The organism is Demequina sediminis (genome assembly GCF_039545075.1).
GTDB classification, from domain to species: domain Bacteria; phylum Actinomycetota; class Actinomycetes; order Actinomycetales; family Demequinaceae; genus Demequina; species Demequina sediminis.
Map to the genome: position 1 here is coordinate 23,853 of NZ_BAABRR010000014.1, position 16,670 is coordinate 40,522.

The 16,670-nt window shown below is 72.3% G+C and carries 12 protein-coding genes; all 12 read left to right on the plus strand.

The genetic code is table 11. The features are described 5' to 3' along the window. Positions 1-13: 13 nt before the first annotated feature. The 12 genes from hemC to cobA all read left to right on the plus strand — a co-directional run bounded on the left by hemC (position 14) and on the right by cobA (position 16,659). Positions 14-943 carry a hydroxymethylbilane synthase gene (hemC, locus tag ABEA62_RS11490; RefSeq protein WP_286215590.1) on the plus strand — a complete coding sequence of 310 codons (930 nt, stop codon included), beginning with the start codon at positions 14-16 and terminating at the stop codon, positions 941-943. After that, on the plus strand, positions 940-1,743 hold the full coding sequence (locus ABEA62_RS11495; RefSeq protein ID WP_286215592.1) for a uroporphyrinogen-III synthase: 804 nt from the start codon (positions 940-942) through the stop codon (positions 1,741-1,743). The genes hemC and ABEA62_RS11495 overlap by 4 nt, the downstream gene beginning before the upstream one ends. Then, positions 1,740-2,726, plus strand: coding sequence for a porphobilinogen synthase (gene hemB / locus ABEA62_RS11500; protein WP_286215593.1), 987 nt, complete (start codon positions 1,740-1,742; stop codon positions 2,724-2,726). Before ABEA62_RS11495 ends, hemB begins: the two co-directional genes overlap by 4 nt. Continuing rightward, complete coding sequence (gene hemL, locus ABEA62_RS11505) at positions 2,723-4,027, plus strand: glutamate-1-semialdehyde 2,1-aminomutase (protein WP_345380213.1); 1,305 nt, start codon at positions 2,723-2,725, stop codon at positions 4,025-4,027. Before hemB ends, hemL begins: the two co-directional genes overlap by 4 nt. A 249-nt stretch (positions 4,028-4,276) precedes the next feature. Beyond that, on the plus strand, positions 4,277-5,674 hold the full coding sequence (locus ABEA62_RS11510; protein ID WP_286215594.1) for an MFS transporter: 1,398 nt from the start codon (positions 4,277-4,279) through the stop codon (positions 5,672-5,674). Between the two features lies 1 nt (position 5,675). After that, complete coding sequence (locus tag ABEA62_RS11515) at positions 5,676-7,889, plus strand: molybdopterin oxidoreductase family protein (RefSeq protein ID WP_286215595.1); 2,214 nt, start codon at positions 5,676-5,678, stop codon at positions 7,887-7,889. Then, positions 7,886-9,370: an FAD-dependent oxidoreductase gene (locus ABEA62_RS11520; RefSeq protein WP_286215596.1), complete on the plus strand. Its 1,485-nt coding sequence runs from the start codon at positions 7,886-7,888 to the stop codon at positions 9,368-9,370. The genes ABEA62_RS11515 and ABEA62_RS11520 overlap by 4 nt, the downstream gene beginning before the upstream one ends. Then, positions 9,367-11,937 (plus strand): nitrite reductase large subunit NirB, encoded by a 2,571-nt coding sequence (gene nirB / locus ABEA62_RS11525; RefSeq protein ID WP_286215598.1) that lies wholly within the window; start codon positions 9,367-9,369, stop codon positions 11,935-11,937. The genes ABEA62_RS11520 and nirB (ABEA62_RS11525) overlap by 4 nt, the downstream gene beginning before the upstream one ends. After that, positions 11,934-12,338, plus strand: coding sequence for a nitrite reductase small subunit NirD (gene nirD / locus ABEA62_RS11530; RefSeq protein ID WP_286215599.1), 405 nt, complete (start codon positions 11,934-11,936; stop codon positions 12,336-12,338). The genes nirB (ABEA62_RS11525) and nirD (ABEA62_RS11530) overlap by 4 nt, the downstream gene beginning before the upstream one ends. Positions 12,339-12,473: 135 nt before the next feature. Next, positions 12,474-15,053, plus strand: coding sequence for a nitrite reductase large subunit NirB (nirB, locus tag ABEA62_RS11535; RefSeq protein ID WP_286215600.1), 2,580 nt, complete (start codon positions 12,474-12,476; stop codon positions 15,051-15,053). Beyond that, complete coding sequence (nirD, locus tag ABEA62_RS11540) at positions 15,050-15,436, plus strand: nitrite reductase small subunit NirD (RefSeq protein WP_286215601.1); 387 nt, start codon at positions 15,050-15,052, stop codon at positions 15,434-15,436. The genes nirB (ABEA62_RS11535) and nirD (ABEA62_RS11540) overlap by 4 nt, the downstream gene beginning before the upstream one ends. Beyond that, positions 15,433-16,659, plus strand: coding sequence for a uroporphyrinogen-III C-methyltransferase (gene cobA, locus ABEA62_RS11545; RefSeq protein WP_286215602.1), 1,227 nt, complete (start codon positions 15,433-15,435; stop codon positions 16,657-16,659). Before nirD (ABEA62_RS11540) ends, cobA begins: the two co-directional genes overlap by 4 nt. Positions 16,660-16,670 lie beyond the last annotated feature (11 nt).

Here is a 16,670-nt window from a genome sequence, read left to right on the forward strand (position 1 = left end):
TACCCTTGGTGCCATGGATCTCCGTCTGGGCACTCGTGGTTCCGCGCTCGCGACGGCACAATCGGGGCAGTTCGCCGATGCGGTGGTCGCGGCGGCCGCCGCGCGCGGCACGTCCGCCGGTGGTGGGGTAGCTGTCGAGTTGGTGACCATCACCACCAAGGGCGACATCGACCGCGGTTCGCTCATCGGCCTGTCGCAGACCGGCGTCTTTGTCACCGCGCTGCGCGAGGCGCTCCTTGCGGGCGAGTGCGACTTCATCGTCCACTCGCTCAAGGACGTCCCCACGCAGCCCTACGAGGGCCTCGAGATCGTCACGATCCCTCGCCGCGAGGACCCCAGGGACGCGCTGTGCACCGACGGCCGCACGCTCGCGGAGCTGCCCGAGGGCGCGCGCGTGGGCACGGGGTCGCCGCGACGCGCGTCGCAACTCAAGGCCATGCGCCCCGACCTCGAGGTGCTCCCGCTGCGCGGCAACGTCGACACGCGCCTGGCGCACGTCGGTGACGACCTCGACGCCGTGGTGCTGGCCGCCGCGGGCCTCAACCGCCTGGGCCGGTCCGCCGACGCGACCGAGCCGCTCGCGGTGACCGCGATGGTGCCCGCCCCAGGTCAGGGTGCGCTCGCGATCGAGATCCGCGAGGACGCGCCCGACGAGCTGCGGGCGCTGCTCGCGACGCTCGACGACCCCGCGACCCGCGCCGCCGTGACCGCCGAGCGCGAGGCGCTGCGCGTGCTCGACGCCGGCTGCGCCGCCCCCGTCGCGGCACACGCCGTGGTGAGCCGCGGCCGCCTCACGCTCCACACGCGCGTCATCAACGAGGACGGCACGCTCGCGCTCAACGAGCGCAACTCCGGAGTCCTCGCGGAGGCCTCGTCGATCGGCCGCTCGAGCGGATTCTCCCTGCTCGGCCGCGGGGCCGAGCGCCTCATGGGGCGCGCGTGAGTCTCGCGGGACGCCGCCTCCTGGTACCCGTGACCGCCGAGCGCACCGCTTTCGCCGACGAACTCGCCGCCGAGGGCGCGCACGTCACGCCCGTGGCGTTCATCGCGATCGAGCCCGCGACGGATCCTGCCGCGCTCGAGTCGGCGACTCTCGCGTGGCTCGCGGGGGAGTACGACTGGATGGCCGTCACGAGCCGCAACGCGGTGCTCGCAATGCAGCGGATCGCCCGCGCGCACGGCCGCGACCTGAGCGAGCCCCAGCCCGCCGCACGGGTCGCGACGGTGGGAGAGGCGACTCGCGCGGTGTGTGCGACGGCCGGACTCGAGGTGGCGCTGGTGCCGGCGTCCCGTGCCGACGCGCGCGGGATCGTCGCCGAGTTCCCCGAGCGCGTCCCCGCGTCGCGTGCGGTGGGCCGCGTGCTGGTTCCCGTGGGCAACCTCGCGTCGCCCGTGCTCGCGCGCGGGATCGCGCGCAAGGGGTGGTCGGTCGATCAGGTCGAGGCGTATCGCACGGTGGATGGCCCGGGCCCGGACGATGCCGTGGTTGCCGGGGTGGCGCGAGGCGCCTCCGGTGGTGGCTTCGACGCGGTGCTGCTCACGTCCGGCTCGGTCGCGGAGCGCTTCGCCGCGGCGTGCCCGACGGTCGCGCCCACGACGCGCATCGTCGCGATCGGTCGCACCACCGAGGCCGGCGCGCGTGCGGCGGGGCTGCGCGTGGACGCCGTCGCCACCGAGCCGACGTACCGTGGAATGCGCGCCGCTCTCGACACCGCGCTGCAGGTCCCAGAGGAGGACGCATGATCTCGCACCGCCCCCGCCGCCTGCGCACCACGCCCGCGATGCGGCGCCTGGTGCGCGAGGTGCGCCCCCACCGCGCGGAGCTCGTGCTGCCCGTGTTCATCCACGAGGACCTCGCCGAGGCCCGCCCCATCGCCTCGCTGCCCGGCGTTTCGCAGCACCCCCTCGCGGACGTGCCGGCGCTGGTCGAGCGCGCGATCGATGCGGGCATCGGCGGCCTCATGCTGTTCGCGATTCCCTCGGTGCGCGACGCGCGAGGCTCCGGCGCGGTGGACCCCGACGGCATCCTCAACCGCGCGATCCGCGCCGCGGCTGACGCCATCGACGGCCCACCCGGCCGCGGCATCGTCCTCATGGCGGACCTGTGCCTCGACGAGTTCACTGACCACGGCCACTGCGGCGTTCTCGCCCCCACGGGAGACGTCGACAACGACGCCACGCTCGACATCTACGCGCAGATGGCGCTCGCCCAGGCCCGCGCCGGGGCGCACGTGTTGGGGCTCAGCGGCATGATGGACGGCCAGGTGGCGGCCGTGCGCGCCGCGCTCGAGGCCGAGGGCTTCACGGACGTCGCGCTGCTGGCCTACGCCGCCAAGTACGCCTCGGCGTTCTACGGGCCCTTCCGCGAGGCCGTCGACAGCCAGCTCGAGGGTGACCGCCGCACGTATCAGCTGGATCCGGCGAACGGCCGCGAGGGGCTGCGCGAGGCCGAGCTCGACGAGCTCGAGGGCGCCGACATCGTTATGGTCAAGCCCGCCCTGCCGTACCTCGACGTGGTCGCGGAGGTCGCGCAGGCGTCCCGCGTTCCCGTCGCGGCGTACCACGTGTCGGGCGAGTACGCCCAGATCGAGGCCGCCGCCGCGCACGGCTGGATCGACCGACGCGCCGCGCACCTCGAGGCGCTCACGTCGATGCGCCGCGCGGGCGCGGACATCATCGTCACGTATGCGGCGCTCGAGCTCGCCGCCTGGCTGGAGGACATGTGAGCACGTACAGCGACCGGGCGCGGGCGATCCTGCCGGGCGGGGTCAACTCGCCCGTGCGGGCGTGGAACGGGGTCGGGGGAGAGCCCGTGCCGATCGCGTCCGCGCACGGCAGCCGCATCACGGACGCCGACGGCCGCGAGATGATCGACCTGGTCGCCTCGTGGGGTCCCGCCATGCTGGGCCACGCGCACCCCGAGGTGGTCGCGGCCGTCCAGGCCGCCGCCACGAGGGGCCTCAGCTTCGGCGCGACCACGGAGGCCGAGGTCGAGCTCGCGGAGCTCATCCGCGAGCGCTACGCCCCCGCCGAGCGCGTGCGCCTGGTGTCGACGGGCACCGAGGCCACGATGACCGCGATCCGTCTCGCGCGCGCCGCGACGGGCCGCGACGTGATCGTCAAGTTCGCCGGCTGCTACCACGGCCACTCCGACGCGCTGCTGGTCGCCGCCGGCTCGGGCCTCGCGACCGCAGGCGTGCCAGACTCCGCAGGCGTGACGCGCGGGGCTGCGGCGGACACCCTGGTGCTGCCGTACGGCGACGAGCCCGCGCTCACGGACGCTTTCGCCGAACACGGCGCGCGGATCGCCGCCGTCATCACCGAGGCCGCGCCGTGCAACATGGGCGTGGTGCGCCCGCCCGAGGGCTTCAACCGCCTCATCTCGACGCTGTGCCGCAACGAGGGCGCCGTGATGATCCTCGACGAGGTCCTCACGGGCTTCCGCGCAGGACCGGCCGGCTGGTGGGGCGTCGAGCGTGATCACGATCTCGCGGCGGGGGTCGACCCGTGGACGCCCGACCTCGTGACCTTCGGCAAGGTGATCGGCGGCGGGCTTCCCGTCGCCGCGCTCGGCGGACGGCGCGACCTCATGGAGCGGCTGGCGCCGCTCGGACCGGTGTATCAGGCGGGAACCCTGTCGGGGAATCCCGTGGCAGTGGCCGCCGGGCTCGCCACCATGCGCCTGCTCACCCCCGAGGTGCACGACCGCGTGGCGGCCACCGCGGACGCCCTCGTCACGGGTGTGTCCGGCGCGCTCGCGGAGCGCGGCATCGCCCACGCGGTGGGCCGCGCGGGCACGCTGTTCTCGATCTTCCTGGGATTGGACGATGCCCCGGTCACGTTCGAGGAGGTCTCGCGCCAGGACACGGCGGCCTTCGCGCGGATGTTCCACGCGGTGCGCCGCGAGGGGGTCGCGCTGCCGCCGAGCGCCTACGAGGCCTGGTTCGTCTCCGCGGCGCACACCGCCGCCGATGTCGACCACGTGATCGCCACGGTGGCCGCATGGGCGGACTCCGAGCGCACGTAGGGAGATCCGCCCGGCGGCCCGCAATCTCACCCCGCCCGAGCATCGTCCCTGTTCAGGGCCCATTTTCACGGGCTCCCACCCGCCGCGTGAGCGACCTCACCGCTGTCACCCCGTGCCGGTGAGGAAGAGTTCTCGCACGCTTCACACGCGAAGACGGCCGCCGTAACCTCCCCTCCCTACTGTCGGGAACGTCCGATTCACTCCGAGGCGCCCGCCCCGGACGGACGCGAGTGTTCCTGGGGAGGGACCATGACCGTTTCCGACAAGACCGCCGAGCAGGTGATCGAGCCCGGCGTGATCGGCAAGGGGCGCTGGATCGAGCGCTGGGAGCCCGAGAACGAGCTGTTCTGGGAGGCCCGCGGCAAGGCGATCGCGTTCCGCAACCTCATCTTCTCGATCGTCGCCGAGCACATCGGGTTCTCGGTGTGGCTGCTGTGGTCGATCGTCGTGGTGCGCATGTACGGCACCTTCGACGAGTCCGGCGCGCTGGTCGCCGCCGGTGCCAACGGCTGGGCCCTCACCGCAGGTCAGGGCTTCACGCTTCTCGCCGTCGCGTCGGGCGTGGGCGCGTTCCTGCGCGTGCCGTACACGTTCGCGGTGCCGATCTTCGGCGGCCGCAACTGGACCGTGATCTCCGCGCTGCTGCTGCTCATCCCGACCCTGGGGCTCGCGTGGGTGGTCGCGCGTCCCGAGACGCCGTTCGGCGTGCTCGTCGCGATCGCAGCGACCGCGGGATTCGGCGGAGGCAACTTCGCCTCCTCCATGTCCAACATCACGTTCTTCTACCCCGACAAGGAGAAGGGCTGGGCGCTGGGCCTCAACGCGGCCGGGGGCAACATCGGCGTCGCGGTCGCGCAGAAGCTCGTGCCCGTGGTGATCGGCATCAGCGCCTTCGGCCTCAGCGCCGCGGGACTCGTGTACGTGCCGCTCGCGCTCGCCTCGGCCATCCTCGCGTTCCTCTTCATGGACAACCTGCGCGAGGCGAAGGCGGACCCCAAGCCCACCGCTGCCTCGCTCAAGCACGGCCACACGTGGCTCATGGCCTTCCTCTACATCGGCACGTTCGGGTCCTTCATCGGCTACTCCGCCGCGTTCCCGACACTGCTCACCGTGGTCTTCGAGCGCGCCGACATCGCGCTCGGCTGGGGCTTCCTCGGCGCGCTGGTCGGCTCGCTGGCCCGCCCGTACGGCGGCAAGCTCGCGGACCGCGTCGGCGGCTCGGTCATCACGCTCGGCGCGTTCATCGCGATGGCCGTCGCAGGGGTCGCCGCCGTGATCGGCGTGCAGCAGGAGTCGCTCGGGCTGTTCTTCGTGAGCTTCATGGCGCTGTTCGCCTTCACGGGAATCGGCAACGGCTCGACGTACCGCATGATCCCGTCGATCTTCACGCGGATCCAGGCGGACAAGGGCGAGAACACCGACGAGAGCCGCCTGGACTTCAAGCGCCAGGCCGCGGGCGCCGTGGGCATCATCTCCGCGGTGGGTGCCTTCGGAGGCTTCGCGATTCCGTTCGTGTACATGATCGCCCGCGAGCAGACCGGCTCGATCGTGCCCGCGCTGCAGGCATACGTGGTGGTGTTCCTGGTGATGGCCGCGCTCACGTGGGGGTTCTACCTCCGCAAGGGCGCCGCGATGAGGAACGTCTGACGTGACGCCCCTCACGCAGGGCGAGGTGGCGCCGGGAGTCCCCGGCGCCACCGTCGCCACGCACTGCCCGTACTGCGCGCTCCAGTGCGCGCAGACGCTCACGGCCACGCCCGGCGGGCGCCTGCCCGTGACCGTGACGGGCCGCGACTTCCCCACCAACAGGGGCGGCATGTGCCAGAAGGGCTGGACCTCTCCCGAGGTGCTGCGCGCCGCCGACCGCGTCACGACGCCGCTCCTGCGCACCGCCGACGGCGGCTTCCGCGAGGCCTCGTGGGACGAGGCACTCGACCTCGTGGCGGGCCGCATCCGGTCCCTCCAGTCCGAGTCGGGGCACGATGCGGTGGCCGTGTTCGGCGGCGGGGGACTTACCAACGAGAAGGCCTACGCGCTGGGCAAGTTCGCCCGGCTCGCGCTGCGCACGCGCCTCATCGACTACAACGGCCGGTTCTGCATGTCCTCCGCGGCCGCGGCGTCCAACCGCGCGCTGGGCATGGATCGCGGCCTCGCCTTCCCGCTCGCCGACCTGGGTGGCGCCGATGCCGTGCTGGTGCTGGGTTCGAACATGGGGGTGACGATGCCCCCGTTCGTCCAGCACCTGGCGGGCGTGCGGGAGCGGGGCGGGCTGGTCGTGGTGGACCCGCGCGAGACCGTGACCGCGAAGCTCGCGGCCGACGGCGCCGGCCTGCACCTGGCTCCCGTCCCCGGATCGGACATGGTGGTGCTGCTCGCGATCCTGCACGTGGTGTTCGCCGAGTCGCTCGCCGACGAGGACTACCTCGCGCGACGCGTGAACGGCGTCGACGCGGTGCGCCGCTCGGTGGCGCAGTGGTGGCCCGAGCGCGCTGAGTCCGTCACGGGGGTGCCGGCGGAGACCCTGCGCGAGGTCGCGCGGCTGCTCGCCGCGGCCTCTCCCGCGCGCGGAGGTCGCGGCGCGTACATCCTCACCGGGCGCGGCGTCGAGCAGATGGCGCAGGGCACGGACTGCGTGAGCGCCGCGATCAACCTCGCGCTCGCGCTGGGCCTCGTGGGCCGTCACGGCTCGGGCTACGGCCCGGTCACGGGACAGGGCAACGGCCAGGGCGGCCGCGAGCACGGCCAGAAGGCGGACCAGCTCCCTGGGTATCGGTCGATCTCCGACCCGGCTGCGCGCGCCCACGTCGCCGCGGTGTGGGGAGTGGACCCCGCGGTCATCCCCGGTCCCGGAGTGCCCGCGATGCAGCTGCTCGAGTCGCTCGGCACGCCGGGCGGCCCGCGCGCGCTGCTCGTCCACGGCAGCAACGTCGTGGTGAGCGCGCCGCACGCGACGCTCGTCGAGGAGCGCCTGCGCGCGCTCGACCTGCTGGTCGTGTGCGACCTGGTGCCCTCCGAGACGGCGCTGCTCGCGGACGTGATCCTCCCCGTCACGCAGTGGGCCGAGGAGGACGGCACCATGACCAACCTCGAGGGTCGCATTATCCGCAGGCGCGCCGCGACCGCCGCTCCGGGCGAGGCCCGCTCGGAGCTGTGGATCCTGCGCGAACTCGCGCGGCGCCTCGACTGCGGCGCGCTGTTCAGCGAGGACCCCGAGGTGATGTTCGACGAGCTCGCGCGCGCCTCGGCGGGCGGTAAGGCCGACTACAGCGGCGTCACCTACGCGCGACTCGACGCCGGCGAGGAGCTGTTCTGGCCGTGCCCCGCGGCTCACGCGTCGGACCCCGCCCACCCCGGCATGGGCCACCCCGGTACGCCGCGGCCGTTCCTCGAGAGCTTTCCCACGCCCGACGGCCGCGCCGTCATGCACGCCGTCAACCACCGCGGTCCCGCGGATGACGTCCGCGCCGACGCACCGATCTACCTGGTCACGGGCCGCGTGCTGCAGCACTACCAGTCGGGCGCGCAGACGCGCCGCGTCGAGGAGCTCGCGCAGGCGCAGCCCGAGGCCTTCGTCGAGATGCACCCGCTGCTCGCCGACCGGCTGGACCTCGCGGGCGGTGACGTCGCGATCCTCACGAGCACTCGCGGACAAGCGTTGGCGCCGGTAAGGCTCACGACGGACATCCGCGCGGACACGGTGTTCATGCCCTTCCACTGGGCGGGCGAGGGCAGCGCGAACCGGCTCACGAACAACGCGACGGATCCGACGTCCTCGATGCCGGAGTTCAAGGTGACGGCCGTCCAGATCAGCGCGGCGCGGGTTGCCGCGGCAGCCATCGAGAGCGAAGGAGCGTTGCGATGAGGGTGGTGATTCTGGGCCACGGCATGGTGGGCTCGCGGCTCGCGCAGGACGTCGCCGCGCGCGTGCCGGGAGCGCGCGTGACGGTGCTGGGGCGCGAGCCGCACGCCCCGTATAACCGCGTGCTGCTGTCGAGCGTGGTCGCGGGCAAGACCGACGCCCGCTCGATCGCTCTCGACGCCGACACGCCCGGCGCCGACGTCCGCCGCGGCGTCACGGCGGTGTCGATCGACCGCGAGGCGCGCACGGTGAGCGCCTCGGACGGATCGCTGCTCGCGTACGACCGCCTGGTCTTCGCGACCGGCTCCGCCGCCCGCATCCCGCAGATTCAGCACGTGGCCGGGCCCGACGGGCTGGTGCCGGGGGTATTCGTGCTCAAGGATCTGGACGATGCGCAGGGGATCGTGGCGGCCCTGCCGCGCGCGCGGCGCGCCGTGGTCCTCGGGGCAGGCGTGCTGGGCATCGAGGTGGCGACGGGTCTCGCGGCGCGCGGCCTCGCCGTGACGCTCGTCCACCACGCCGACCGGCTCATGGAGCGCCAGCTCGGCTCGGTCGCGTCGCAGATTGCGGCGGACTCGCTCGGCCGCCTCGGCATCACCGTGGTGACCACCACCTCGGTCTCGCGCGTGCTCGAGCGCAGGGGCCACGTCAGCGGTGTCGAGCTCGACAACGGCGCACAGGTGCTCACCGACATGCTCGTGATGTGCGCGGGCACCATCCCCGAGACGGCGCTCGCGCGGCGCGCGGGGCTGCCGTGCGAACGCGGCATCCTCGTGGGCGACGGCCTCGCCTCGCCCGCGGATCCGGACGTGTTCGCGGTGGGCGACTGCGCACAGCCTCCCGAGGGCGGCACGGGTCTCGTGGCCCAGGGCTGGGACCAGGCGCGGCGGCTCGTCGACCTGTGGGCGGGCGACGCCGCTGGCGCGCAGGAGGACTCCTCGGGCGATGCCGCGCACGACCTCACCAACGTCGTGCGCGTCAAGGCCCCCGGTCTCGAGGTGGTCACGATGGGCCTGAGCGGCAAGTTCGATCACGGCGGTCGCGACCTCAGGGCCGTGCGCATCTCGGACCCTGCGGTCGGCAGGTTCGTCGAGGTCGTCGTGAGCGGCGGGATCCTGGTCGGCGCGACCGTCGTGGGGGACAAGGCCACCGCGTCCGACCTGCAGGCGCTCTACACGCGCCGTCTGCCCGTCCCGAGCGACCCCGCCCACCTCATCGTCCGTCCGATTCCCGGCGCCGCACCCGCACGCCGGTCGGCGGCGGAGCTGACGGACGAGGACACCGTCTGCCAGTGCAACGGGGTGTCGAAGGCGCGCATCCGCGCGGCCGTCGATGACGGCTGCGCGTCCCTCGAGGACGTCTCGCGCGCCACGCGCGCATCCACGGGCTGCGGCGACTGCAAGCCGCTCGTCCGAGAACTCATCGCGGCGCGTGCCGCGGATCACCACATCCCCGCGCTGGTGGGGGCAGGGGAGGCATCATGACCACCGAACGGATCGTCGTCGTGGGCGGCGGCATGGTCGCGCACCGCTTCACCGAGGCGCTGCGTGCGCGCGACACGGACGGCCGCTTCGCGGTCGAGGTGATCGCCGAGGAGCCGCGCGCGCCGTATGACCGCGTCGCGCTCACCAGCTACTTCACGGGCAAGTCTCCCGAGGACCTGCAGCTGGGTGATCCCGCGCTGTGGCACGACCCGCTGGTCGCGCTCCACCGCGACTCGCGCGCCACCGCGGTCGACCGCGAGCGACGCGTCGTGACGGTCGAGGGCGGCAGGGAGGTCGCGTACGACCACCTGGTGCTCGCCACCGGCTCGTACGCGTGGATGCCCCCCACGCCGGGAGCGGACCTGCCCGGCGTGTTCCTCTACCGCACGATCGACGACGTCGCGGCGCTGCGCGGCTGGGTCGAGGAGCGGCGCGCGGCTCTGGGCCGCCCGGTGCGTGGCGCCGTCATCGGCGGCGGCCTCCTGGGTCTCGAGGCCGCCGGCGCGCTGCAAGGACTGGGCGCCACGAGCACCGTGATCCAATTCGCCGACCGCCTGATGAACCTCCAAGTCGACGAGGGCGGCGGCGAGGCGCTCAAGCGCCTCATCGAGCAGCTGGGCGTGACGGTGAGGTGCAGCACCGCGACCTCCGAGCTGCGTCCGGGCAAGGACGGTCGCGTGGGTTCGATCGTGTTCGCCGACGGCGGCGAGCAACTGGTCGACGTCGTGGTGTTCGCCACCGGAGTGCGACCGCGCGACGAGCTCGGCGCCGCGGCGGGACTCGAGCTGGGCCCGCGCGGCGGCATCGTGGTCGACGACACGTGCCTCACCGCCGATCCCGCCGTCAGCGCGATCGGCGAGGTCGCGTGCATCCAGGGCTCGTGCATCGGCCTCATCGCTCCTGGCAACACCATGGCCGAGATCACCGTGGACCGCCTGCTGGGCGGCGCGAGCACGTTCCCCGGCGCGGACACCGCGACCAAGCTCAAGCTGCTCGGGGTGGACGTCGCGTCCTTCGGCGACGCGTTCGCGACCACGCCCGGCGCGCTCGAGATGGTCTATGCGGATCCGGTCAACGGCGTCTACAAGAAGCTGGTGCTCACCGACGACGCGCAGACGCTGCTCGGCGGCGTGCTCGTGGGGGATGCGTCGGCGTACGCGTCGCTGCGCCCGATGGTGGGCGCCCACCTTCCGGGCGACCCCGCCGGCTGGCTGCTGCCCGAGGGAGCGGTCGAGCGCCCGAGCGTGGACCTGCCGGACGAGGCCGCGGTGTGCTCGTGCAACAACGTCACAGCTGGCACCATCAGGGACGCCGTCAACCACGAGGGCTGCACCGACCTGGGCTCGGTCAAGGCGTGCACCAAGGCGGGGACGTCGTGCGGGTCCTGCCTGCCGCTCGTCAAGAAGATCATGGCGACCGAGCTCGAGAAGTCGGGCATCGAGGTCTCGAATGCGCTGTGCGAGCACTTCGCCATGTCCCGCGCGCAGCTCTTCAACGCCGTCAAGGTCGCGGAGGTGACCACCTTCTCGGACGTCATCGCCCGGTTTGGCAACGGCCGCGGCTGCGACATCTGCAAGCCCACCGTCGGGTCGATCCTCGCGTCGCTATACAACCAGCACGTGCTGGGCGACGACCGCGCGGCGCTGCAGGACACCAACGACCGCGTGATGGCGAACATGCAGAAGGACGGCACCTACTCCGTGGTGCCGCGCGTGCCGGGAGGCGAGATCCTTCCCGAGCACCTCATCCTGATCGGCCAGATCGCTCAGGACTTCGGGCTGTACACCAAGATCACGGGCGGCCAGCGGATCGACCTGTTCGGCGCTCGCCTCGAGCAGCTGCCGAGCATCTGGAAGCGGCTGGTCGACGCGGGCATGGAGTCGGGCCACGCGTACGGAAAGTCGCTGCGCACCGTGAAGTCCTGCGTCGGCTCGACCTGGTGCCGCTATGGCGTTCAGGACTCGGTGGGCATGGCGATCGCGCTCGAGTTGCGCTATCGCGGGCTGCGCAGCCCGCACAAGATCAAGCTGGGCGTCTCCGGTTGCGCACGCGAGTGCGCGGAGGCCCGCGGCAAGGACGTCGGCGTCATCGCCACGGACAAGGGCTGGAACGTCTACGTGGGCGGCAACGGCGGCTTCACGCCCGTGCACGCTCAGCTGCTGGTCGAGGACGTCTCCGACGAGGACGTGTTCCGCGTGATCGACCGCTACCTCATGTACTACATCCGCACCGCCGACCGCCTGCAGCGCACTGCGCCCTGGCAGCAGGAGCACGAGGGCGGGCTGGACGCGATCCGCAAGATCGTGGTCGACGACTCCCTCGGGCTGGGCGAGGAGCTCGACGCCCACATGGCGCGCCACATCGACAGCTATGAGGACGAGTGGAAGGCCGTGCTGAACGACCCCGAGCGCCTGCGCCAGTTCACGAGCTTCGTCAACGCGCCCGACCAGGCCGACCCGTCCCTCGCCTATGTGGAGCAGCGCGGCCAGCGTCGCCCCGCCACCCCCGCCGAGCGCGAGTCCGGCGCCGTGCTCATCGCCCCCTCGACCCTGGAGGTCCGTTCATGAGCGCGACCGTCACCCCGGCATCGTCCGTCGCGGGACCGTCCCTCGCGGGACCGTCCACGGCGACCGTCGTGTGCGACTACGACAGGCTCACGCCCGAGCTCGGGGTCGCCGCTCTCGTCGGCGGCGAGCAGGTCGCGTTGTTCCGTCTCGCGGACGGCAGCGTGCACGCGGTCCAGAACCTCGACCCGTTCTCCGGCGCGCACGTGATCTCGCGCGGCATCACGGGGGACAGGGCCGGCGTGCCGACGGTGGCCTCGCCCCTCTACAAGCAGGTGTTCTCGCTCATCGACGGCGCCTGCCTCGTGACCATGGACAAGGAACCCGTGGAGGGACACGCCGCGCACCTGCGTGTGTTTTTGGTCACGGTCGAGCACGGGAAGGTGCTCGTCGCCGCCGCGTAGGCGCGGCGTCGGGTCCAAGGTCACGGGGTGATCGCGCATGCCGTTTCTAGGGTGGAGCCAGCACTGGTCCCCACCGCAGCGGCTCGGTCGTGGACGCTGGGGCGTGCCGCGATGCGGGCCAGGAAAGGCAGCATCATGAGCACCCAGCGAATCGTCGTCGTCGGGGCGGGCATGGTTGCCCACCGCTTCGTCACCACGCTGCTCGAGCGCGACGGCGCCGGGCGATTCGAGGTCGAGGTCTACGGCGAGGAGGACTACGCGCCGTACGACCGCGTCGCCCTCACGAGCTACTTCCAGGGGACGTCCGCCGAGGGCCTCCTGCTGGGCGAGCCGAGCCTGTGGGAGGACCCTCGCGTCACCCTGCACCGCGGCGTCCGGGTCGAGTCGATCGACCGCGAGGCACGCACCGTCGCGACGTCCGACGGCGGCGAGGCGGGGTACGACCACCTGGTGCTCGCGACGGGATCGTACGCGTGGGCGCCGCCCGTGCCTGGCGTGGACCTGCCGGGCGTGTTCATGTATCGCACGGTCGACGACGTCGCGCGGCTGCGCGAGTGGGTGGAGACCCGCCAGCGCTTCTTCAACCGTCCGGTGCGCGGCGCGGTGATCGGCGGCGGCCTGCTGGGTCTCGAGGCCGCGGGCGCGCTGCAGAGCCTGGGCGCGACCAGCACCGTCGTCGAGTTCGCGCCGCGCCTCATGGCGCTCCAGGTCGACGAGTCGGGCGGTGAGGCGCTCAAGCGCCTCATCGAGAAGCTGGGCGTCACCGTCCGCACGGGCGTCGCGACCTCCGAGGTGCGCGCCGACCGCGACGGCAACGCCGGCACGCTCGTGTTCGCCGACGGCGGCGAGCAGCTAGTCGACGTCGTCGTGTTCGCCACCGGCATCCGCCCGCGCGACAACCTGGGCCGCGACGCCGGACTCGTGATCGGCGAGCGTGGCGGAATCGTGGTCGACGACACGTCGCTGACCGCGGACCCGGCAATCAGTGCGATCGGCGAGTGCGCGGCCGCCGCGGCGGACGGACACCTCTCGGTGGGCCTTATCGCGCCGGGCAACACCATGGCCGACGTCGCGGTCGACCGGCTGCTGGGTGGCGACGCGGTCTACATGGGCGCGGACACCGCGACCAAGCTCAAGCTGCTCGGGGTGGACGTCGCGTCCTTCGGCGACGCGTTCGCGACCACGCCGGGGGCCCTCGAGGTGGTCTACTCCGACCCGTTCTCGGGTGCCTACAAGAAGCTCGTGATGACGGACGATGCGTCGACCCTCCTGGGTGGGATGTTCGTGGGGGATGCCTCGGCCTACGCGACGCTGCGCCCGATGATCGGGGCGACGCTGCCGGGAGACCCGTCCGCATGGATCCTGCCCGAGGGTGCGGTCGAGCGGCCCGACCTCGAGCTGCCCGATGCCGCAACCGTGTGCTCGTGCAACAACGTCACCGCGGGCGCGATCCGCGACGCGGTCAACCACGACGGCTGCCACGACCTGGGCGCGGTGAAGTCCTGCACCAAGGCGGGCACCGCGTGCGGGTCCTGCTTGCCGCTCGTGAAGAAGATCATGGGTGCCGAGCTCGAAAAGGCGGGCCTCGAGGTCTCGAACGCGCTGTGCGAGCACTTCGCGATGTCGAGGGCTCAGCTGTTCAGCGCGATCCAGGTGGCCGACCTGCGGACGTTCTCGGACGTGCTCGAGAGGTTCGGCACGGGACGCGGCTGCGACATCTGCAAGCCCACCGTGGGCTCGATCCTCGCCTCCTTGCACAACGAGCACGTGCTGGGCGGCGACCGCGCCGCGCTGCAGGACACCAACGACCGCGTGATGGCGAACATGCAGAAGGACGGCACGTACTCGGTGGTCCCGCGCATCCCCGGCGGAGAGATCACGCCGGCCAAGCTCATGGTGATCGCGCAGGTGGCCGAGGACTTCGGGCTCTACACGAAGATCACGGGTGGCCAGCGGATCGACCTGTTCGGCGCTCGCCTCGAGCAACTGCCGCAGATCTGGAAGCGACTCGTGGACGCCGGAATGGAGTCGGGCCACGCGTACGGAAAGTCGCTGCGGACCGTGAAGTCCTGCGTGGGCTCCACCTGGTGCCGCTACGGCGTGCAGGACTCCGCGTCGATGTCGATCGCGCTCGAGCTGCGCTACCGCGGACTGCGCAGCCCCCACAAGATCAAGCTGGGCGTCTCCGGCTGCGCACGCGAATGCGCCGAGGCCCGCGGCAAGGACGTGGGGCTCATCGCGACCGAGCGCGGCTGGAACGTCTACGTGGGCGGCAACGGCGGCTTCACGCCCGCCCACGCTGACCTCCTGGTCGCGGATGCCTCGGACGAGGAGGCCTTCCGGGTGATCGACCGTTACCTCATGCTCTACATCCGCACCGCGGACCGCCTGCAGCGCACGGCCGCGTGGCAGGCCGAGTACGAGGGCGGACTCGACGAGATCCGCAGGGTGGTGGTCGAGGACTCGCTCGGCATCTGTGCCGAGCTCGACGCCCACATGGCCCACCACCTCGACACGTACGAGGACGAGTGGAAGGCCGTGCTCGACGATCCCGAGCGGCTGCGCCAGTTCACGAGCTTCGTCAACGCCCCCGACCAGGCCGACCCGTCGCTCGCCTACGTCGAGCAGCGCGGCCAGCGTCGCCCTGCCACCCCCGCCGAGCGCGAGTCCGGTGCCGTCCTCATCGCCCCCGCACGCCTGGAGGTTCACTCATGACCATCACCGCACCCGCCGTCCCATCGCCTTCGCGCGTCGTGGTCTGTGACTACGACGCGCTGTGCCCCGAGTTGGGTGTCGCGGCGCTCGTCGACGGCGTCCAGGTCGCGCTGTTCCGTCTCGCGGACGGCAGCGTGCACGCGGTCCAGAACCTCGACCCGTTCTCCGGCGCGCACGTGATCTCGCGCGGGATCACGGGAGACAGGGCGGGCGTGCCCACCGTCGCGTCTCCCATCTACAAGCAGGTGTTCTCGCTCGTGGACGGAACCTGCCTCGTGACGATGGACAAGCAGCCGACGTCCGGGATGAGTGCCGACTTGGAGGTGTACCCCGTCACCCTCGACAATGGCCAGGTGATCATCGACCTGGCTGGCCGAGCGTGACGGCTCTCTTCGGACTCGACCTCGGTGGCAGGCGCGTGGTCGTCGCGGGTGCGGGCCACGTCGCCTCGCGGCGCGTGCGACGCTTTCTCGCTGAGGGCGCCGACATCATGGTGGTCGCTCCCGAGGCGAGCGACGACGTCCGTCGCCACGCCCAACACGGCGATCTCGAATGGCGTGAGCGGGGCATCGTCCCCTCGGACCTCGACGATGCCTGGTTCGTGCTCGCCGCGACGGACCGGCCCGAGGTGAACGACGACGTCGCGGCCTGGGCGGCCGAGCGGCGCGTGTTCTGCATCGATGCGTCCGATGCCGCCAAGGGCACCGCGCGTCAGGCTGCCGCCTCGCGCCACGGCGACCTCGTGGTGGGCGTCGTCTCGACGGACAAGCCCGACCCCGCTCGCATCCGCGCGGTGCGCGACGCCGTCGCCGCGCACATCGATGCGGGCGAGGTGGACCTGCGCCGCCGCCGCGCGGGCCAGGGCCGCGTGATCCTCGTGGGCTCCGGTCCGGGCGATCCGGGTCTCATCACCGTGCGCGGGCGTCAGGCGCTCGCGGAGGCGGACGTGGTGGTCACGGACCGCCTGGGCGCGACCGAGCTGCTGGTGACGGTGCCCTACGACGTCGAGGTCATCAACGTGGGCAAATCGCCCGACACCCACCCGGTGCCGCAGGACCAGATCAACCGCATCCTCGTCGAGCACGCGCTCGCGGGCCGCACGGTCGTGCGTCTCAAGGGCGGCGACCCGTTCGTGTTCGGCCGCGGCGGTGAGGAGGCGCACGCGTGCATCGTCGCGGGCGTGCCCGTCGAGGTCGTGCCAGGAGTGACGTCGGCGCTGTCCGTGCCGGCGCTCGCCGGGATTCCCGTGACCCAGCGCGGCATCTCGACCTCGGTGCTCGTCACCTCGGGTCACGCGGGGGCCGACGCCGCCGCGGTCGCCGCGATGGCCGCCGGCGCGACCGTGGTGGTGCTCATGGGCGTGGCCGCGCTGCCCGACATCGTCGCGGCGGGCCTCGCGGGAGGAGCGGACGCCGCCACCCCCGTCGCGATCATCGAGCGCGGCACCACGGCGGACGAGCGCATCACGCGCGGGACGCTATCGGACATTGTTCGTCTCTCGGGAGAAACAGGGGTGAAACCTCCCGCGGTTATTGTCATCGGAGACGTCGCACGACCGGAGTTGTTGGCCTCGCAAGCGGCGGCTACTCCGGCCCGGCGGGAGTGACGAGGAGGTCT